The following is an 18,111-nucleotide window of genomic DNA, read 5'->3' on the forward strand; positions in this document are numbered from 1 at the left end:
CGAATCCTGTCGGGCATGTCGCCGTCTCACAGATGGAGCACGCTCTCATGTCCGACACCAGCCCGACCGCCCCCGCCCCCGGCCCTGAGCCGTTCCGGGTCTCCGACGAGAACCTCGACGACCTCGCCAGCGCCCTCGCCAAGACCATCGCGGAGGTCAGGCGCCAAGGCGTCATCCTCGACCGCCTCGGCTCCGAGCCCGATCCCGTACCTTCTGCCGATCAGCAGACGGACGGCGCTGCGGAAGCCGGGGCGGCCGGCATCGAGAAGGCCGACGGCCCCACCTCGGTGTTCATCCTCGCCCTGGGCGGCGAGGCGTACGCCGTCGAACTCGCCGCCCTCAGCAACTGGGTGAACCACCTCCTCCTGCCGGTGTACGGCCGGGAGATCAGCACGACGCGCCCCTGGTGCGCGCAGTGGCACGAGCACCCGGAGGCCGTCGCCCGGCTGCACGCCCTCTGGCTCGCGTGGCAGCAGCTCACCGACACCGAGGCCGGCCTGGCCGGCCCTTCGACCTGGCACCGCGACCACCTGGACCAGGCCCTCGTGCACCTCCGCGCCCCGGACGGTCCCTTCGCCGCGTGCACGACGAGCCCGACCCGCCCCAACCACCGGGTCCTGGCCACTCCCGCCCCTGAGCAGTCGGGGGTGGCGGCATGAACGACGGCTTCGACTTCGATTTCGACCTCGACGAACTCGCCCCCGCCGATGCCGCGTCCGAGGAGGCAGTGGAGAGGTTCTGGTCCGGTGACCTGACGGCGCTGTCCCAGCACCACACCACGCCCAACGGCTCCCACAGCTTCATCATCGCCCACGACCAGACGGCCAGGTGGGGAATACCCGGCGCCCCTCAGGTTATGGCGATCGCCGTCGTCCGGGACCTGACCCGGTTCACGTACACCCTGGAGACGAGCCACCACGCCACGCTGCCCTTCGCCCAGAACTGGCTGGTCGAACGCGGCTGCCCGCCCGAGAAAACCGCCAAGATCCACGGCGGCTCCTTGAAGCCCGCCGACGACCTCACGGTGTGGGTCGAACGGCAGATCCGGGAGTCGGGCACCCGATACGAGGTCCTCGACAACCACACCTCGGACTCCGACCCGTGCGAGACGTGGACGCTGACGCGCGACTCCCGCGCCGACGAGGCACCGATTCGGGTCTTCCCCGAAGAGTGGGACCACGGCGCTGGCACGTACACGATGCGCGAGGGCGCCTTCGCCGACGCCGGCGCCGCCCGCTCCTGGCTGGACGACCGCAGCGGCCCGTTGCCCGAGCCGCCGGAGTACAGCGATGACAACGGCGCTGTTGTTCGGGCCCGCGTCGCCCGCATCGCCCTCGCCCGGTCGGCCGGTGCCTCCGCGGTGCCGAAGGCGGTCCTCGACGCCCCCCGTACGCCTCAGGCGGAACCGGTCCAGCGTCCGGTACAGCGGAGGCTGATGTGAGCCGCGCCCGCTTCGCCTTCCCCGCGCACCCTGACGCCATCGCGGACCTCCGGGAACTTCCCGACAACATCCGCGACCTGGCGCTGCTGGAGCTGCTGGAGCTGCAGAACCTGGTCCACGGAAATGACGACTGCCTGCCGCTGATGGGCCGCCTCGCCTGCTTCCACAAGGTCTACGTCGACCCCTCCGTCGCCTACCGGCTGGTCATCCAGTTCCGACCGGCCCCACCGACCTCGAACCACAAGCGCGAGGTCTACCTCGTCGCCGCCGGAAGCCGGAAGGACTACGCGGTCTACCGCACGGCCCACCTACGCACCGCCCCACAGCAGACCACCGAGACGGCCTCCGCCGACGAGGCCCGCGTGCAGGCCGCCCGGTCCCGTTCTTCCCTTGCCGCCGGCCGCCCGACGGCCTCCCCGGCAGATCCACCCGTAACGGCCCACTCCACGGCCGCCGCCTCCCGAAGGGTCCCCCAGCGATGACCACCGATCGCGGCCCGCTGTCCCGTACCGACCTGGCCGGCCTCCTCACCGAGGCCGCGCAGAGCGTCTCCGGAATCCTCGCCGCGGAGTACCCAACGGCCGCCAGCCGCTCCTACCTGCACCCCGTACTGGGCGCGCTGTCCGCCGGTCCGCACGTGGTGGGCGAACTGACCGACCAACTCGAAGAGTTCATGGCCGCCGAGCCGCGTCCCTCCACGCCGGCGGGTCTGTTCACCCTGGCCTCCTACGCCTCCGCGCTGGGCTGGCTCACCGAGTCCCTCGCCGAGTTGACCACCGCCGTCGACCAGATCTGCACGCGCGTGGGCATCCCCACGGAACCCGGGAACCTGACCTTCGCCGCGACCGAAGACGCCGAGGAGGAAGACAGGTTCGACTTCGCCTTCAGCCCGCTGGAGCTGGCGGCGATCCGCACCGCCGCTGAGGCCGCCAGCCTCCCACCGGGCGACTACGTCGACGTGCTTTCCCAGTCGCTACTCGCGGCCTCCCGGATCACCGACGCCTGCATGGAGATCTCCAGCGGCCTGCTCGAAGACGCCGCGTACGTCCTCGACGGGGCGGCCGACCGCATCTGGATCGGTGGCGAACTATGGGGCCTGCCCACTCTGGTCCGTTCGCTGCTCGCCCGGATGGAGGCGGCCGAATGAACCCGCGCGATACGCCCGAGCAGCCCACCTTCTTTCCCATCGGTTCGTTCGACGCTCAGCGCATCGAGGACGCGTTTTCCCTGATGGGACCCAAGTGGACCACCTGGTCGGTGATGACCATGGTCCAGGAGGGCCGTCCCATGCGGGTGCGGGATGTCGCCGCCAGGCTCCCCTTCGTCAGTGAGCAGCTGGTCGGCAAGCGGCTGGCCGCCATGCACGCCGATGGACTGGTCACCCGAACCGACAAGCGCCACGGGGCTCCGTACCGGCTCAGCGCCCTCGGCGAGTCCCTGACGCACGTGCACCGCACCGTGGCCGACTGGTCTCGGAACTACCTGTCGCCTGGCGCGATGGCCGAAGCCGAACGTGTCGAGGAGGCCGTACAGCGTCTGCGGCTGCGGCACTCCACTGCCATGATCCAAGTCCTCGACGCGGGCGGCCCGATGCGGTTCGTCCACATCGCCGAAGGCGTCGACCTGGACGTCAGCTTCACCCAGCATCGCCTCCGTCGGCTTCAGGCCGACGGCTTGGTCACCCGCACGGGCCCGCGCCACGACGACCCCTACGTGCTGACCGATGCCGGCCGGGAGGTGGGCCCCGTCTACGCGACCGTCGAGCACTGGAGCGCCCCCTTGGCCACGCGGTGGACCCCGTCGCCCGCTGCCGCTGTCTCGACGGCCCAGCGGACCCACTCCGCCATCCCGTTGGGGCCGGACGGCGCCCGGACCGCAGCAGCCCTGCGCCGGAGCGCTGCCGCACCGAACGCCCTGTTCAGCCACGCCTCGCAGCCACAATCACGCGTGCCGGTGGCCGCAACCGCTTCGTCGGCCCCGGGACGGGGCAGGTGATCCGGATGGTGCCGAGATCCAGAGGCGCCCCTCCATCGCCACAGCGTCCGTGTCCGCGTGCGCTCCGGCCCTTCACCACGCTGCGCACGCGGGCGCGTTCCCCTCCTCCCACACGCGCCTGGAGCTTCGACCATGTCCGCCCTTCCCGACCCGTCCCTCCACGAAGAGGTACTGGTCAGCCCCATGTATCTCGCCGGCTCTAACGGGACCGGAGACGCCGGCTTCGCCCCCGTGGCCCACTGGCCGCACCACTACCTCGACGACGGCCCCTGCCAGCTCCTCGTCACCTCTCCCGACCAGCGGATCCGGATCGGCTGGTTCGGAGACGACTTCGAGCTGTGGAGGATCACCGCGGCCGAGGAGGCCGTCGCCGCGCCCCGCTGGACGGCGACCTTCAACCACGTCACCCCAGCCGAGATCGTCGCCGGCTTCACCACCGCGCTGGCCCGCGACTACACCGAATCCGACCCATATGAGAACAACGGACGCTTCCTGCCGGATCCGTCTTTGTACTGGGCTGATGCCGTCCGGCCGCTGCTCGATGCCGGCTGGCGCCGAGGGGCAGCCACGAACGGAACTGTCGAGATCACCGCTCCCGACGGGCTGGCGGGTGTCGAGATCGACACCCTTCGCGGCGGACGGGGCGCCGAGGCCGTCATGCTGTGGGCCGGTCCCCGGGGCTGGGGTACGCGGGCGGAGGCGGTGTTCACGGCCCGAACTCCGTCCCATCTGATCGCCGCGACGGCGGCCGTCATGGCGAGTTCGGCCCCGGTGGTCCGTGAACGGCACATGATCCACGTCGAGATGGAGCCGCTGGTCACGCTGACGCCGGTCGGCCCGGCTGCCGATCCCCGGGTATCTCGCTCTCCGACTCCGCTCGACGTACGCCGCACCGCTGTCACCGAGGCCGTACGCCGTGCCGCACGCGCTCCGCGGACAGCAGCCGACCTCCGCATGATGGCGGCCCAGAGCCGCACCATGGCCTCGACACAGATGCGGTCGAGCACCCTCGCGCCCGTAGCTGCAGCCCGGCGGCCGGCCGCTCCGTCGGCTCCCCGGCGCAGCCGCTGACCCCCACCCGGACCTTCCCGGACGCCTCCTCCGCCCCTCCGGACAACAGGAGTTCCTTCATGCCCGACACCACCGCGCTCGACCAGGCCACTTCCATGATCGAGAAGGCCTGGCGTCAGCCCATCGAGGTCCTGGAAGTCCTCGCGGTGCGTCGCCCCTGCGACGACTCGCTCCTGCGCTCGGCCATGCACATCCGCACGGCCCTGGCCATCACCGACAACGCGGTGTCCGTTCACCAGGATCGTCTGCACGCCATGACCCGGCCCGGGTATGTGCCGGCCTTCTACGAGCTGGACCGGCTCGCCAGCTCGGCGGCCGACCTTCGCGTGGCGCTCGCGGAGAGCGGTGCGTACGTGCAGGCGATCCGGCGTGTGGTCGAAGCACGCGAAGCCGCCTCGGCCTCGGACCGGGGGCCGGCGGCGAACCTGTCCCGGGCCGCAGTCGCCCGCTCGGGGCTCGCTTCACATGCCCCGGGGCAGGTGCCCGACCAGCCAGTTCCTGCGGCTGTTGTCGTGCCGTCGGCGCCCTCACCAGGGCCGCGCCGCTGAACGGTCAGGCAAGGTCTTCGTCGTGGTGGGCGAGCTCGGTGCGGGTGCCCACCGCGCGGGCGAGCTCCTCCACCGTCAGCTCGACGTGCTGTCCTTCCGCGACCCGGTGCTCCACCACCGCCCTCGTCCGGCCATCTGTCCGACTGCGCGCCGACGCCCCACTGGCCGTCGGCGACCATCGCGATGTCACCCACGGTCCACGGCCGCCCGGCGGCGCGGATCTTGCGCTCCAGCCCGCCCCCGCCCAATGTCTGCCCGACTCCGTCATCCCTGCTTCCCCTTCGGTCCCTTACGGCTCGCTGCTGTAACTCGGTTACGACAACCCCGGCCGTCGTTCCATTCCCGTGCCGAAGGCGTTCTGGGCGTCTGCCAGTGATCAGTTCGCCCACGGCAGACGGGGCACCTCCCGAAACGACTACGGACTTCGGCACACCCCATGTCAACGTACGGGTGTCGGGAAAAACCGCAGGTCAACGAAGGGATAGTCCAACCGTGAACGCCTCCGCCACCCTCCAGCCAGCCGTCGTCGGCCCCTCCGTGGAAGACCGCCACTGGCTCTCCTCGGACCACTGCGCCACCCCGGTACTCGAACTCCTCTACGCCCTCGACTGGACGGTCGTCGACACCCCGGAGGCCAACGTCCACGCGACGAGCCCGGACGGCCGCGTCTACGTCGGCTGGCTCCCCGAGGACCCCGCCGCCTGGACACGCAAAATCGTCTGGCGGGTCCAGGTGCAGCCCGCCGAAGGCGACACGTGGGTCCAGGAGTTCGACACCAACACCCCCGCCGAGGCGGTGGCCGGATTCGTCGCCGCCCTCGTCGCCCACTCCCCGCACTGAATCGGTGAGCTGGGCGGTCCACCACCGGGCCGCCCCCACTCACCGGCACCTATTCGGGTCCGCCTCCTCGCGGCCGACTGGCCCCGTCCCCGCTCGCCGACCCAGCAGGAGGTTCCGAACGCACATGCTCCTGGCGACCCGTCCCCGCTTCCGCCGTAAGTGCGCCTTCGCCCGTCGCCGCTGCACCTGCTACTACCTGCCCGGTCAGTACGGCCGCCACGTCAAGCCCCTCCGCCGCCGTGCCGCGCGCCGAGCCGAAGCAACGCAAGTGGCAGGGCAGCCTCTCCGAATGACGGAGCGCCCTGACGTCCAACGCCCCGGCAGTGCAGGGGATCCTCCCCAACACGAGGAAGAACTCACCGTGCCGTTCCACGCCCCGCTCACCAACCACCACGCCGACGGCCCCCTCTGCCCGGCGGACCACAAGCACACCAGCTCCGGCAAGCCGCTGCACGCCGACTGCCCGGGGCGCTCGTATACCCAGGCCGTCTGCTCGTGCGGCGGCTGGGAGATGAAGAAACGAGGCAAGGGCTACGTCGATGAATGCAGGAAACGGCACCTCGCGGGGCACGCCCCGGGGCCGAAGGTCCTCCGGGACCTACTCCGCCTCGACGCTCACTGTCGCTCCGACTCCGCCCGCCCGTACCGCTTTCGGAGGCTTCCTTGCCCCAGCACCTGACCGTCGGCCACCTGCTCCGCCAGCTGAAGGACCTCGACCCCGCCCTGCCGATCCGCCTCGCCATCAACCCCGACTTCCCCTTCACCCACTACGTGGGGACCGAGGTCGTCGTCCAGGACGGCAAGGCGTTCATCCCCGACGACGGCCAGGAGGACTACCTCCCCAAGTCGGTGCGCGACGCCCTCATCTGGTCCTGACCCCTTCCCCCCGCTCTCCCGGAGGCTCTCATCTCGTCGCACATGATCCCGCTGCACGGCCTCGCCGTACATCCCATGCCGGACGGCGTACGCGGCGCGCTTGTCCAGCGCGTCTCCACCCGGCACGATGGCCCACTCGATGTCACGTGGCTCGCCGCCAGAACCCCGCTGCTCCCCCTCGGCCGCATCCGCCTCCACTGGGAGCCCGCCTCTCGCTCCGGCTGGAACGTCACCGCCCACCTCGGCTTGGCCACCACCGAGGTACACCTGGCCTCCTGGCCCGCCGCCCCGGACGACTGGCCGCGCCTCATCCGCCCGACCCTCCACGAGGTGACCGGCCTCTGCATCGCCCTAGCGTTCGCGACCGACGCCCTCGACCTCTCCAACCGCCTCGCCGAGGTCTGACCGAGAACCCAGAATGCCGCCCCTCGCCGATCAGGCGGGGGCGGCTTTGCCGTACGCCTGGCCGCACGTGCGCACGCTCATCGCCCAACGAAGGAGGAGGAAGACACCTTGGCCGACGACCGGCCACTCTGGGGATATCCGGAGGTCGCCGCCCACATGGGCATCAGCGTCCAGGCCGCCCGCAGCCGCAAGAGCCGGGGCAGCCTACCTGCTCCCGACGACGCCACTGTTCCGCACCGGCCCCAGTGGAAGCCAGCCACGTTCGAAGGCTGGAATCAGGTCGGCCGAGGATTCCGCGCCGACCCGCACCGAGAGCTAACCCCCGCTTCTTCGCCGGCGGGCTTGGGCTCGGACGCATCATGAAGAAGCTCCTCGCCAGCGTCTTCGTGGCTGCCGCCGGTGCGGTGACCGCCATCGTCGCTGCCGTCCAGCACGAGTACGGTATCTGCACCATCGCATTGTTCGCCGTCACGGTCGGCGCCTTCGGCGTCGTGCTGATCAGCCAGTCGCAGGACGCCGCGACCGATCACGCTGACCCGTCGAGGCCCTCGCGAACGAACTTGCTCTTCGGCTGGCCGCCGTCCGGCTCAGCATCCACCGCCTGGCCAAGGCGGGCCTGCTGAAGGACGGCTCGCCCCCCATCGAATCGGAACGCGTGAACGACTTCCCGATGCCGTCCCACCATTCCCCGCGCCCGAGAACACCATGCTCGGGACGAGCTTCGCCGGCGCCATCGCCTCAGTCCACAGCGGCGAAGACTAGGCATTGGGATGTTCCGCAACACCTCTTGCCGAGCAGCCCGTTACTTCGGATAGAGGAAGCGCACACCACGTCGTCGATTATGGCTACGGTGGGCGCGTCGTCTCATAAGGAGGGGAAGTGTCAGATCCCGGGTGGCAGGTCGTGGCCGACAGCCTCGAGCGCAAGTGCGCGGCGCCAACGACCGAGCAGATCACCGTCGCCCAGGCCCTGGGCGCGGCCCTGAGACAGGACACACCCGCGCTGGTCGCCGCTGCCGAGCTGCGTGTCCTGCTGCGAACGCCTCTGGGGCTCACGCTCGCTGGTGACTTCGATGACGAGGAGTACGAGGTCCTCCTCGACCTGGCGAGCCGCACCGGCCTGGCTGTTCCCGACATGGAGCAGATCGAGTACCGGGAGTTACTTAATGCCTGGTTGCACGTCGCCCGTGACTGCGAGTCCGCCGCCGCCCTGCGCCGACTGAAGCCCGCGGTCGATGATGTCGTTACCGCTCGCGATCGACGCAAGGGCCCGGATCTGTACGGCGAGATTTCGTCAGTCGGCGCCAACGGCCGACTGTACTTCCGTGGCGGCCACGGGCTCGGCACTGCCCCGCACCGGATCACCCGCATCGTCCGTCCCGACGAGGACGGATATGCCGATCAGCTCCGCCTGGCCCGCGAATACGTCGCCGCGGCTCAGAGCAACCCGACCCGGATCACCCGAGCCCAGGAGGTGCAGCTGGCCCAATGGCGGGTCAGCTTTCCGGCGACCCCAGCGGCGGTCGAGGCGCTGCGCAACGCACTGGAGACAGCCGACGACGAGGCCACGATGCAGCGGCTCCTGGAGAAACATCCGGCGCTGTTGGCCAGCACCGTGGTGGGCACCCACGACACCTGGGTTCGGCCCCAGGTCCAGCTCGGGAACCACTACATGGCCGACTTCATGATCGCCGGTCAGACATCGCTCGGAATCCGGTGGACCCTGGTCGAACTGGAGAGCCCGGTCAGCCGTATGAGCAACCCCGGTAACAAGCGGGCATCAACTACCCTGCGACACGCGGTCGACCAGATCGAGGACTGGCGCAGGTGGCTGTCCGCGAACCTGCACTACGCCCGATCCGCGCGCAACGCCGACGGGCTGGGCCTGCCGGGCATCACGGCAGAGGTCCCCGGCTTGATCATCATGGCCCGCGAGGACGCCGATGACGCGGCTGCCGACATCCGGGAACTGCATGCCCGGCGCTCACATATCCAGGTACGTACCTACGACTGGCTGATGCGCATCAACGAATCCCCTGACCCCCTGCGCCGAGACGCCCCCGAGCAGCGCGATCGGCTCGCCTGACCCCGGCCGCCACATCCACCCCTCCGGCTTCACAAACACGAGGAGCGGCCCGAGCAAATCGGAGCCGCCCCTCAGGCGAACAGAGCTGACGGCAGCGGAGCTGCTCCCATGTCGCTCGCTACGCCAGATAGAGGCCGGCGAAGACACCGTCGAAACCGAGTGCGACGAGCCCCTCCTCGACGCTAGGGTAGGTCGTTCCGTGCGGGCTGGCGATCAGGGCGTCGAAGTCGGCGCGGCTGATCTCGGGTTCGAACCATTGGTTGCTGCACCGGCAGCGGATCCAGACGTTGCGGCCGTGGTTGATAAGTAGCCAGTCGCGTAGGGCCCGGCAGGCCGCGCACGTCACGGGGATGCCGCCGAGGGCCATCTCGTGCGGGTGGCTGACGCAGCGGGTCGCGCCGGGGCCGTCGGCAGGCTGCGTCTCGTACTGGAGTTGCAGCAGGGGGTCGGTGCCGGCAGGCGGGACGGGCAGCGCGGGTGCCGGCTCCGTGGTGCGGTCGGTGGTTCTGAGCACGAGCGTCATCTCCCGTTCGAAGGCTTGCTGTTTCATCCGTAACAGCCAGTGGAACCGACTATCCAGGCATTTCGTGGAGTCCGGTCGGCCGATGGCCGACCCTCCGGGCGTGCTGATCAGCGGTGCGGTGGGCGACTGCGCGGGTTGGAGACGGCAGGGCAGGGCGGCGCGGCGGGGGCGTTCCGTTCGTTGGTGCGGTTGGTCGAGGTCTTGGTCGGGCGGGTGCTGGCCTGCGGGCGACGGGGAGCTTCGCCCTGGGCGGGGAGCTGGGCGAGGTGGCGCAAGCGCCAGACCAGGACGTCGTTCACATCTGCGGCGGTGTCTAGTTCGCTCATGTCAATGGCCTGCCGCAGGAGGACCTCGGGGTCGTGGCCCTCCTGCTCGGCCTGTGCGAGGGTGGCGACCAGGGCTTCGGTCTTCGTCGCCGTGCCGTCCGCTCGTATGTCCTGCTCCGGCAGAACCGTGCGGAGGGTGGCCTCGTGCTTCCGGCGTTCGGCTTCGGGCAGGGCCCGGCCTCGGTCGTGCAGGACTCGCATCGGGGTGGCAGCAGCTTGGCGGTAGGCGGCGCGCAGATGCTCGGCGGCCTGCCGGGAGGCATGGGCCTGCTGGGCGTGACCGCGAGCGGAGTGCCAACGGGCGGCAGCGAGGGTGACCAGGACCAGGGTGGAGACGAGCATGGCGGTGGTGCCGCCGTCCTCGCCCCGGCCGAGCGCGCCGCCAGCCTGAACGATACCCCGGGCAGCCGAGCGGAGAGCCCGGGTGTCGGCGCGTTCTGCGCGGACGTGGCTGCGGGTCGCCCGCTCGAAGGCTCGGGCTGCGGCAGCCAGCTCGGCGCGGGTGGCGGCCGGGGAGGTCTGGGCGACCGCGTCCAGGAGTTCTCCGACGCCGACGAGCTGGGCGGCGGCTTCATCGTCGTCACCGTCGAGGAGGACGGCGGCACACTCGGCGATGCCGGTGGCGCTGCGTCGCTCTCGGGCGGGCTGGGACCAGTCCGCCCGGCCTTCGGCGGCCGAAGGCGTGGTCTGGTCGGCGGTACCGTCGGCGAGGCGGAGGCGGATCTTCGGGAGGGACAGGTCGGGGGCCAGCTTGGAGCCGGGGTACCAGACCGGTTCACCGTGGCGGTTACGGTCGCCGGGCAGGGCCACGTTGTAGCCGAGCGCGTCGCCGGACGGGGCGTGGCGTACTTTCACGCGCAGGCCCGCCTCGCGGAGCCGGGTGAAGAACTCCTTCTCGTCGTCCGCTCCCGCGACGGCCTGGCGGACGGCTTCGCGGAGCGTCTCGCGAGAGGTCTCGGGGCGGCCGGTACGTTCGGCCTTGAACTTCTCGGCGCTGGTGGGGTTCTTCGCTGCGGTGCCGTCGCCGGCGTTGAGGCGGCGCAGGCCCATCTCCTCCTCAATGCGCCGGCAGACGGCCTGGGCCTTGTTGAAGTCGTAGTTCAGGCGGGGATTGCGCAGGTCGCCGCGGACCAGGGTGGCGACGATGTGGATGTGGTCTTCCGCGTGGCGGACGGCGATCCATCGGCAGCAGTCGGGATCACCTTCCGAGGCGATGCCGGTGGCGTGGACGATGCGCTGGGCGATGGCGTTCCACTCCTCGTCGGAGAGCCGCCGGTCACCGGGGGCGGTCCGGACCGAGCAGTGCCAAACGTGCTTGGCGGGCGCGCGGTCGCCGGCCTGCTTGACCCGGAGGTCGAGGGCTGCGGTGAGGCGGGCGAGGGTGACGTGCGGGTCGGGGTCGCGGCCGGGGTCGGGGGCGAAGCCGTCCCAGGAGCCGACGAGGTGCGCGTCGGTATGTTCCTCGCGCCTACCGGGGCCGTAGAGGTAGACGAGGAGTCCATGGGTGCGGGAGCCGCGTCCGATGTCGGGAACCATCACAGCCGCCTGGTCACCAGGTCGTTCGCCGCGTCGTCGAGGCGGCCGAGGGACTGGGTCAGAACGCTCAGTGCGTGGTCGAGTTCGCCGGGGCGGGGCTGTCCGCCGGCGTTGTGGACGTAGGCGATCTGGTTGATGTTGTTGCCGATCCGGGCCAGGGCGGTACGCAGGGCGGCGAGTTCGTCGATGGCCGTGTCGAGTCGTTCGTTGGTGTGCAGGGCGGTTGAACCGCGGGCGGCTGCGAGGCCGGCGGCGGCGAGAAATCGGGCGACGGTGACGCCGCGCTGCGCGGCTGCGGCGACGATCTCGGCTTTCTCGGTGTCGGAGAGGCGGGTGGTGGTCTTGCGGGTGCGCTCGCTCGGGTTGCGGTTGCGGCGGCGCGGCTTGCGGTCGGGGAAGGCGGGCGTGCTCGGGCTCGACTGCTCGCGGTGGTCGTCGCGGTCGGCTTCTCCCCCGGTGACCGGCGCCCCCTGGTGCCGGTTGCCCGGTTGGTTCCCGAGCGCCCTCGCTCGGGAACCAACCGGGCCTCCCCCGTCCTCCTGGGCGGGGGCAAGTGCGTGCGACGGCCCGTAGGACCGTCGTACGCGATAGCTTGCTCCGCCAGGTGCCGTCGTGAGGTCACGCTGCTGTCCGGCGGTGGTCACCGCCGGGTCGTCGGTGGTCACCGGCTCGTCTCCGGGTCCTGCTGCTGGATTTCGCGGACGAGTTCCTCGATCCAGTCCATGGCCAGGACCGGGTGGTGCAGGGTCCAGGGGCGATGGTGCTGCTCTCGTTGCACGATCCAGGTGGTGTCGGGGCCGGACTGGGCGCGGTGGAGATGACCGCGCTGGTAAAGAACGGTCAGCCAGGAGTCGACTTCGGCGGGAGTGGCCGGGTGGGTGCGCATCGGGTGTTCTCCGCTGTTGCTCTGGAGGGGTGTGGGGCGGATGTCAGGAGCGGGTGACCGGCTTGGGTGACCGGCTCGGTCACCCGCTCCGTGGTGTCCGGTCAGTTCCGCGTGGAGGTGACCGGCTGACCGTGCTGGGCGCGGAGCTGGGCCATCAGGGCGGTCAGGGTGTCGCTGGAGAGCGGGATCTGCTGACCGCGGATCGCCTGGGCGACCACCTTGCGGGTCAGCTTGTCCTCGGCCCTGACCGCTGACCGGGCGATCTTCAACAGTTCCGCGGTGTCCGTGTCGGGCCGCCGGTCACCGGGTGTCCGAGCCTCTCGGTCAGTGACCGGCGGCGGCTTGACCGGCGGAGTGGTGACCGCCGCCGGGCTGTCCTGGCCGCCGGTGACCGGGGCGGTGCCGTCGGGGCGGTCAGTGACCGGCCGAGCCGAGCCCGACTGTCCGGGCAGTTCAGCGGCCCCCTGCGACTGTCCCCGGTCATCGGTGACCGCGTTGCTGCCCACCGGGGCCCTGCCCCCGGTCAGTGACCGGGAGGCAGGAGACTGCTTGGCCAGGGACTGTGGCGGCCTGTCGGTGACGGCAGTGACCGGCTGACCGGCCTTGACCTGACCGACCGCCGACCCGTTCTGACCGACCCGGTCAGTCCGGGTGACCTCGACGGCGCCGCGCCGGTCACCCTGACCGAGGTGACCGGGGTGACCGAGGTCCTCGCGGTCACTGCCCTTGACCGGCCCGCGGGCGATGAGGATGTAGAGGTGGACCGCTCCGGCCAGGGCGAGCGGGGCGATGGTGGACAGCACCGCAACCACCGTGTCTCCGAGCCGGAGGCCGGTGCCGGCGACCGCGTCCTCGTTGAGCCGCACCGCGTGGAGCGCATTGGCCCAGATGCTGGCGGCCGTGGCTGTGCCGAAGAGCGTCCAGACGTAGAGCCTGGCGCGCAGCGGCGCGTCACGGAGGACCAGGAGCGCCCGGACGCCGTAGGCGATGAACCCGTCGATCACCAAGGGGAAGAGGTAGGTGAGAAAGCCTCGGATGTGGATGGCGACGGCCATCTGCTGCAGCGCGTCGTACGACAGCGCGCATCCCGCGCCGCCGAGGGCGATGACGACCGCGCGGTCCCAGCCGGATATGTGCGCCGTCTTCGGCGCGGTCATGGCGGTCACGCCGCCGTCCCGAAGTCGTCGCGGCTCAGGTGCTCGCCGCCGGCCTCGGGTGACGCGGTGGTCGTCGCAGGCTGGTTCAGGTCGCGGTTTCGCAGGGCGCGGCGGTGTTCGCGGTACAGCTTCTTGGTGTGCTCCTCGGTGACCTTCAGGAGCCAGGCCAGGCGCCGTGTGCTGAGTCCGTGGTGGTAGGCGGCGTGGACGACCGCGGTGCGCTCGGCGGTGGTGAGGTGGATATCGCGTCCGGAAACGGTTTCGTTGACGCGGCTGTAGTCGAGGCGGTCGGCGATCTTCTCGTGCAAAGGTCGGCGTTCCTCCTCGGTCAGTCCGCCTCGGATGCCATTGGCGTCGTTGCCCTCCAGAGCGGCGTCCAGGCAGGTGCGGCGGACCGGGCACTGGTTGCACAGCGCCTTCGCTGCGGTGATCTTGTCGGTCTCGTCGGGGTCCGGGAAGAAGATCTCGGGGTCTACCGGCTTGTACTCGGTGCTCTGGCAGACGGCCTGGTCTCGCCAGGTGTGGTCGCCGAGCGACCGGTGGCGGGCAGGACTGTGCGTCGTGCTGGTCATGCGGGGTGCTCCGATCGCTCTCCGCGCGCAGGGGCGTCGGCGGAGAGGTGCGCTGGGTCGGGGACGAGCTCGGGGCGGCGCGCGATGGGCGCGGCCCGGCGTGGTGGCCTGGGGCGGGTCAGGCCGCGAGGCGATGCCGTCTGCGGTCGACCTGTTCGAACTCGACCCGGGTGGTCATCTGTGCGAGCCGGGAGCTGACGCGGTCGCCGAGGTGGGCCCTAAGGTCCCTGATCGCCAGGTTGGTGGTGATCAGGGTCGGGAGCTCGTAGTTGTATCGGCGGTTGATCAGCCGGTACGTGACTTCCTCGACCCACTCGCTGGCCTTGGCCGCACCGAGGTCGTCGATGATCAGCAGCGGACAGCGGCTGACGGCCGCCAGCTCCCGCTCGCTATCGGCTCCGGGCCGGGGCCGCAGGTCGGCGTACAGGTCGGCGGCTGTGGTCGCGCGCCAGCGCACGCCGACTCCGCTCTGCACCAGCTTCCGGATCGCGCCGTACGCCTGGTGCGTCTTGCCTGCGCCAACGACGCCGGCCATGAGCAGGCTGGGTCCGGCGGCGACCTGCCGCCTGGCTCCTTGGTTGGGGGCGACGGCGGCCTTGGCGACGTCCCGGACCCAGGCCAGGACCTGGGGGTGGTCGGCGACGGCGGCCCGGTAGCGCGGGGGCATCCCGGCCGACAGGGCCTCCAGAGGGGAGAAGGGCTCGGGCTCCTGGGCCGGTGCGGCGGCGGTGGCGGGGTCGATGTTGCGGGCGGCCAGGATCCGGGCCACGCGGTCCAGGGTGCCCTCGCCGAGGGTCTGCGGTTCGCGGTGACGGGTGCGCATCACAGCTCCTCGGCGTAGGCGGCAGTGGCGTCGGACGGGTTGGTCCACGCCTGGTGGGCGGGCACGTTATGCCGGATTCCCAGCCGTGCCAAGCCGCCGGGGCGGGCGTTCATGGCCTCGTTGACCATGCTGGTCAGCACGCTCGGGTGCTTGGGGTTGCTCGCGAAATGCGCCAGCCCGGCGCGGATGTGCTCCGGAGCGATGCCTTCGCCAAGGAGCTTCTTGGTGATCCGGCCGAGATGTCCGATCACGTCGCTGGGCGGGCGCTCGTCACAGGCGGCGACGTACTCGCCGACGAGCTGGTTGGCCGAGACGCCGTCTGCGGGCGCCGTGCGCCCCGTAGGGACAAGGGATCCAGGATCCAAGATCCTAGATCCAGGCGCCGAACCCTCTCCGCCACTTCGGGGAAGGTTCGGGGAGGGTTCGGAGAATGAGCTCTGACCTGTACTTTTCGTTCCAGCGCGGCCGTGAGCGCCGACCATGCAGTCGGCGGCTTCCAGCTGATCAGCGGAGGCCCCACCCGTGTGTCCGGGAGGTGCCGAGGTGGTCGTCGCGGGCAGGTCGAGGCGTCGGGGAGCGTTCGGCGAGGTCTCAGCGAGTCCTCGGGGAGCGGTGGACGAGTCCCCGGTCCGCTTGGCGCAGGTGCCCTTGCAGGGGGCGCACCGGTCGGCGGCCTGGTGCTGCGGGCAGGAGGGCAGGCGCGACTGGCTCGGCTTGTCGATCTTCTGGTGCTCGGACCAGGTCACGATGTGGAGATACCGGCGGCCGTCGCAGCCGGTGTACCGGCAGATCAGGCTGGCGGTGGCGAGCTGGTGGAGGTCATCCTCGACGTGGACCGAGTTGTGCTCGGCGCGGAGGGGCCAGAGGAGCCCAGCGATGATCGCGGCGTTGTCGCGGTGGCGACCGTGGTCGTCGGACTGCGTGAGGAGCCCGAAGAAGGTGCGCTCGGCCTCGACGCTCACTTCGGCGAGCGACTCGGAGACGAACGCCTCCGGCTTGATGGTTCGGATCCGCGCCATGTCAGCGGCCCCGATCGACGGCGACCAGGTCGCTGTGAGTGAGAGTGGCATCGGAGAGGTCGAAGACGTGCGGCCGGTCCCCGTTCACCTCCGGCCAGACCCGCAGGATCCAGCGGGCGGCGACCCTGACGGTCGTACGGTTCGACTCCAGAGTCCTCCCGGCCTCGTCCGTCACGGTGGCGTGCAGGTGGGGCCACCTCTGCTTCGGGTCGTTGAGGCTGACCCGGATGGTGGCCGCGCCCGGGATCATGGCGGCGAGCTGGGCCGCGAGGCGGTGCTGGCGGTCGGTATCCGGGCAGGCCAGGGTTCCGCTCGGCATGGCGAGCATGCGATACTCCGTTTTTCGTAGGAGCGCGGTGCGGCGGTTCTCGTGCAAAAGCCCCGCCGCCCGCGTGATGCGTATGGGCACCTCTCGGGGTGCCGGCCCGGCGCTTGGGAGTTGGTAGCTCCCGGGCGCCGGCTTTTTTATTGCCGAGCCATGTCACGGGCCGTGCGCTCGCATTCGTCCCACCTCCTCTCTCATGCTCGTTCCACCCCTCCCCGGGGCACCGCCCGGCGGGGGGACGATGAACATATGTAGACGCCTGCGGCAAGTCCATCCCTGGCTCGTTGCAGGTCGCACCGGGCTCGCGACAGTCGGTATCGGGAGAGTGCTCCCGATACCGACCGGCAACGCCTGGGTACCGAATCCGACGGCGCGTTGCGCGAGTGGCCGCGACAACGCAGCATGCATAGGGGTCCCCCAGGGCTGGCACCATGGGGAGCCGGAGCCCGGCCAGCAGGCGCGATACGGAAACGTACGTCAGTTGCGGAAATGTATCAAGCCTGGGTTACAGTTGCTCGAGAGGCCGCCACCACCGGCCCGATCGCCACCCCGCAGGAGTTCATGTGCCACGTCAGTTCGACGGCAGCCGCCTGCGTGCTGTCCGACGAGGCAAGGACCTCCACCAGAAGGAATTGGCCGAGATGGTGGGCGTCAGCGCCCCCACGGTCGCGAGGTGGGAGAGCGGCCAGGACTTCCCTAAGGGTGAGAAGCTCCCCGCGATTGCAGCGGCTCTCCATCAGTCGCTCGATGCCCTCTTCCCCCACGACGGCCCGCAGGACCTCCAGCTCCTGCGCTGCGACGCCGGCCTAAGCGTGGCGCAGGCTGCTGCGATCATCGGCGCGAGCCGCGTGCCGGTGAGCAACGCCGAATCCGGCCGGCGTCGGCTCAGTGATGCTTACGTACAGCCGCTCGCACATGCATACGGGGTGACCGAAGAGGAGTTGCTGGCCGCCCAGGACTGCTCGTTCGGGCTTCGCCCCACGACCTCGCGTGACGAGCATGCGTCCGTACTCCGCACGGTCGGAGAGAAGATCAACTACCTCCTGCAGTACGGGTACGTTGGCCAGGAAGCGCCCTCTGATGAAGAAATTGCGCGGATCGTCAACGCGCATGCGGGCGTGGCGGCTGTCACCGCCGATGGCATCGTCGCCCTTCGTGCGGGTGCCACGACGGAGGCTTCTGACGTGGTGCGCGCCGGCCTAGCCGAGGCGCTTCAGGTCGACGCGGCCCTCTTCCAGGACGATGCCGAGGTCGACCCTGCGGCCCGCGAATTTCTGGAGGCACTCCGCTTTCTCGGCTCGATTCACCGGGGGCAGATCCTCGGCCTGGCTGCCCGCGGCAACGGTGCGGGCGTGTCTGCCGAGATGATGGCCAAGATCAACGAGCTCGTCGGAGAGCTGAAGCACAAGCTGCCAGAGGCGCAGGGCGGGGAGTGACGCCGTCAGCGGGTGCTTTCTCGGGGCTTAACTGTCTTAGGCGTTCCCCGTTGTCGACATAGCGTCTGATGCGGATCGTCGACCCTGCGGGGACCGGATCGCTACGAGCCTTTTCGGCGGCCGCGTCTACGGTCGGCAACAGTGAAGGGACTAGGCAGTGTCTTCAAATGATCACCGTTGGTGGATCATGGTGTCGTGATACGTCGCCATGAACTGTCGGACGCCGAGTGGGAGTTCGTCCGGCCGC

At 70.3% G+C, this 18,111-nt stretch carries 22 protein-coding genes; 13 read left to right on the forward strand and 9 right to left on the reverse strand.

Annotation, left to right across the window (positions count from 1 at the left end; all coding sequences use genetic code 11):
- The first annotated feature begins 47 nt into the window (after positions 1–47).
- The 12 genes from IE311_RS24585 (at position 48) to IE311_RS24645 (ending at position 9,261) form a co-directional block, all read left to right on the forward strand.
- A complete protein-coding gene (locus IE311_RS24585) occupies positions 48–659 on the forward strand; it encodes a DUF4913 domain-containing protein (protein WP_189833958.1) in 612 nt (203 codons plus the stop codon).
- Complete coding sequence (locus tag IE311_RS24590) at positions 656–1,441, forward strand: glycosyl hydrolase (protein WP_189833959.1); 786 nt, start codon at positions 656–658, stop codon at positions 1,439–1,441. Before IE311_RS24585 ends, IE311_RS24590 begins: the two co-directional genes overlap by 4 nt.
- Positions 1,438–1,923 carry a hypothetical protein gene (locus IE311_RS24595; protein ID WP_189833960.1) on the forward strand — a complete coding sequence of 162 codons (486 nt, stop codon included), beginning with the start codon at positions 1,438–1,440 and terminating at the stop codon, positions 1,921–1,923. The genes IE311_RS24590 and IE311_RS24595 overlap by 4 nt, the downstream gene beginning before the upstream one ends.
- The gene (locus tag IE311_RS24600; protein ID WP_189833961.1) at positions 1,920–2,588 is read left to right on the forward strand and encodes a hypothetical protein; all 669 of its coding nucleotides are present in this window, start codon (positions 1,920–1,922) and stop codon (positions 2,586–2,588) included. The genes IE311_RS24595 and IE311_RS24600 overlap by 4 nt, the downstream gene beginning before the upstream one ends.
- Positions 2,585–3,436 carry a winged helix-turn-helix transcriptional regulator gene (locus tag IE311_RS24605; RefSeq protein ID WP_189833962.1) on the forward strand — a complete coding sequence of 284 codons (852 nt, stop codon included), beginning with the start codon at positions 2,585–2,587 and terminating at the stop codon, positions 3,434–3,436. The genes IE311_RS24600 and IE311_RS24605 overlap by 4 nt, the downstream gene beginning before the upstream one ends.
- A gap of 132 nt (positions 3,437–3,568) precedes the next feature.
- Positions 3,569–4,507, forward strand: a complete 939-nt coding sequence (locus IE311_RS24610) for an SPDY domain-containing protein (RefSeq protein WP_229902130.1) — start codon at positions 3,569–3,571, stop codon at positions 4,505–4,507.
- A gap of 59 nt (positions 4,508–4,566) precedes the next feature.
- On the forward strand, positions 4,567–5,055 hold the full coding sequence (locus IE311_RS24615; protein WP_189833963.1) for a hypothetical protein: 489 nt from the start codon (positions 4,567–4,569) through the stop codon (positions 5,053–5,055).
- A 492-nt stretch (positions 5,056–5,547) separates the two neighbouring features.
- Positions 5,548–5,895, forward strand: coding sequence for an SPDY domain-containing protein (locus IE311_RS24625; RefSeq protein ID WP_189833964.1), 348 nt, complete (start codon positions 5,548–5,550; stop codon positions 5,893–5,895).
- A gap of 663 nt (positions 5,896–6,558) precedes the next feature.
- A complete protein-coding gene (locus IE311_RS24630; protein WP_189833965.1) occupies positions 6,559–6,771 on the forward strand; it encodes a hypothetical protein in 213 nt (70 codons plus the stop codon).
- A 42-nt stretch (positions 6,772–6,813) separates the two neighbouring features.
- Positions 6,814–7,176 carry an esterase gene (locus tag IE311_RS24635; protein ID WP_229902131.1) on the forward strand — a complete coding sequence of 121 codons (363 nt, stop codon included), beginning with the start codon at positions 6,814–6,816 and terminating at the stop codon, positions 7,174–7,176.
- Positions 7,177–7,535: 359 nt separating this feature from the next.
- Positions 7,536–7,799 (forward strand): hypothetical protein, encoded by a 264-nt coding sequence (locus IE311_RS24640; RefSeq protein WP_189833966.1) that lies wholly within the window; start codon positions 7,536–7,538, stop codon positions 7,797–7,799.
- Between the two features lie 280 nt (positions 7,800–8,079).
- The gene (locus IE311_RS24645) at positions 8,080–9,261 is read left to right on the forward strand and encodes a Shedu anti-phage system protein SduA domain-containing protein (protein ID WP_189833967.1); all 1,182 of its coding nucleotides are present in this window, start codon (positions 8,080–8,082) and stop codon (positions 9,259–9,261) included.
- Between the two features lie 118 nt (positions 9,262–9,379).
- Here the strand turns inward: IE311_RS24645 and IE311_RS24650 are convergent, their stop codons facing one another.
- The 9 genes from IE311_RS24650 to IE311_RS24690 form a co-directional block, all read right to left on the reverse strand.
- On the reverse strand, positions 9,380–9,784 hold the full coding sequence (locus tag IE311_RS24650) for a hypothetical protein (RefSeq protein WP_189833992.1): 405 nt from the start codon (positions 9,782–9,784) through the stop codon (positions 9,380–9,382).
- 107 nt (positions 9,785–9,891) lie between these two features.
- A complete protein-coding gene (locus IE311_RS24655) occupies positions 9,892–11,646 on the reverse strand; it encodes a relaxase/mobilization nuclease domain-containing protein (RefSeq protein ID WP_189833968.1) in 1,755 nt (584 codons plus the stop codon).
- Entirely contained in the window at positions 11,646–12,311 is a 666-nt protein-coding gene (locus IE311_RS24660; RefSeq protein ID WP_189833969.1) for a plasmid mobilization protein, read from the reverse strand. Before IE311_RS24660 ends, IE311_RS24655 begins: the two co-directional genes overlap by 1 nt.
- Positions 12,308–12,532 carry a hypothetical protein gene (locus IE311_RS24665; protein WP_189833970.1) on the reverse strand — a complete coding sequence of 75 codons (225 nt, stop codon included), beginning with the start codon at positions 12,530–12,532 and terminating at the stop codon, positions 12,308–12,310. The genes IE311_RS24660 and IE311_RS24665 overlap by 4 nt, the downstream gene beginning before the upstream one ends.
- 101 nt (positions 12,533–12,633) lie before the next feature.
- Entirely contained in the window at positions 12,634–13,689 is a 1,056-nt protein-coding gene (locus IE311_RS24670) for a DUF2637 domain-containing protein (RefSeq protein WP_373313955.1), read from the reverse strand.
- Between the two features lie 5 nt (positions 13,690–13,694).
- Positions 13,695–14,261: a WhiB family transcriptional regulator gene (locus IE311_RS24675; protein WP_189833972.1), complete on the reverse strand. Its 567-nt coding sequence runs from the start codon at positions 14,259–14,261 to the stop codon at positions 13,695–13,697.
- A gap of 118 nt (positions 14,262–14,379) precedes the next feature.
- Positions 14,380–15,084: an ATP-binding protein gene (locus IE311_RS24680; RefSeq protein WP_189833973.1), complete on the reverse strand. Its 705-nt coding sequence runs from the start codon at positions 15,082–15,084 to the stop codon at positions 14,380–14,382.
- Positions 15,084–16,103, reverse strand: a complete 1,020-nt coding sequence (locus IE311_RS24685) for a hypothetical protein (protein ID WP_189833974.1) — start codon at positions 16,101–16,103, stop codon at positions 15,084–15,086. Before IE311_RS24685 ends, IE311_RS24680 begins: the two co-directional genes overlap by 1 nt.
- A gap of 1 nt (position 16,104) precedes the next feature.
- Positions 16,105–16,431 (reverse strand): transcriptional regulator, encoded by a 327-nt coding sequence (locus tag IE311_RS24690; RefSeq protein ID WP_189833975.1) that lies wholly within the window; start codon positions 16,429–16,431, stop codon positions 16,105–16,107.
- Between the two features lie 560 nt (positions 16,432–16,991).
- Between IE311_RS24690 and IE311_RS24695 the strand changes: the two genes are divergently transcribed.
- Positions 16,992–17,864: a helix-turn-helix domain-containing protein gene (locus tag IE311_RS24695; protein ID WP_229902132.1), complete on the forward strand. Its 873-nt coding sequence runs from the start codon at positions 16,992–16,994 to the stop codon at positions 17,862–17,864.
- Positions 17,865–18,111: the final 247 nt, after the last annotated feature.

Origin of the sequence: Streptomyces zaomyceticus, from assembly GCF_014656215.1 — a bacterium.
GTDB classification, from domain to species: Bacteria; Actinomycetota; Actinomycetes; order Streptomycetales; family Streptomycetaceae; genus Streptomyces; species Streptomyces zaomyceticus.

Excerpts from the sequence above, each read along its gene's own strand:
- IE311_RS24585 (WP_189833958.1), top strand. The coding sequence starts at position 48 with ATGTCCGACACCAGCCCGACCGCCCCCGCCCCCGGCCCTGAGCCGTTC.
- IE311_RS24590 (WP_189833959.1), top strand. The coding sequence starts at position 656 with ATGAACGACGGCTTCGACTTCGATTTCGACCTCGACGAACTCGCCCCC.
- IE311_RS24600 (WP_189833961.1), top strand. The coding sequence starts at position 1,920 with ATGACCACCGATCGCGGCCCGCTGTCCCGTACCGACCTGGCCGGCCTC.
- IE311_RS24605 (WP_189833962.1), top strand. The coding sequence starts at position 2,585 with ATGAACCCGCGCGATACGCCCGAGCAGCCCACCTTCTTTCCCATCGGT.
- IE311_RS24610 (WP_229902130.1), top strand. The coding sequence starts at position 3,569 with ATGTCCGCCCTTCCCGACCCGTCCCTCCACGAAGAGGTACTGGTCAGC.
- IE311_RS24615 (WP_189833963.1), top strand. The coding sequence starts at position 4,567 with ATGCCCGACACCACCGCGCTCGACCAGGCCACTTCCATGATCGAGAAG.
- IE311_RS24635 (WP_229902131.1), top strand. The coding sequence starts at position 6,814 with ATGATCCCGCTGCACGGCCTCGCCGTACATCCCATGCCGGACGGCGTA.
- IE311_RS24640 (WP_189833966.1), top strand. The coding sequence starts at position 7,536 with ATGAAGAAGCTCCTCGCCAGCGTCTTCGTGGCTGCCGCCGGTGCGGTG.
- IE311_RS24650 (WP_189833992.1), bottom strand. The coding sequence starts at position 9,784 with ATGACGCTCGTGCTCAGAACCACCGACCGCACCACGGAGCCGGCACCC.
- IE311_RS24655 (WP_189833968.1), bottom strand. The coding sequence starts at position 11,646 with ATGGTTCCCGACATCGGACGCGGCTCCCGCACCCATGGACTCCTCGTC.
- IE311_RS24665 (WP_189833970.1), bottom strand. The coding sequence starts at position 12,532 with ATGCGCACCCACCCGGCCACTCCCGCCGAAGTCGACTCCTGGCTGACC.
- IE311_RS24670 (WP_373313955.1), bottom strand. The coding sequence starts at position 13,689 with ATGACCGCGCCGAAGACGGCGCACATATCCGGCTGGGACCGCGCGGTC.
- IE311_RS24675 (WP_189833972.1), bottom strand. The coding sequence starts at position 14,261 with ATGACCAGCACGACGCACAGTCCTGCCCGCCACCGGTCGCTCGGCGAC.
- IE311_RS24680 (WP_189833973.1), bottom strand. The coding sequence starts at position 15,084 with ATGCGCACCCGTCACCGCGAACCGCAGACCCTCGGCGAGGGCACCCTG.
- IE311_RS24685 (WP_189833974.1), bottom strand. The coding sequence starts at position 16,103 with ATGGCGCGGATCCGAACCATCAAGCCGGAGGCGTTCGTCTCCGAGTCG.
- IE311_RS24690 (WP_189833975.1), bottom strand. The coding sequence starts at position 16,431 with ATGCTCGCCATGCCGAGCGGAACCCTGGCCTGCCCGGATACCGACCGC.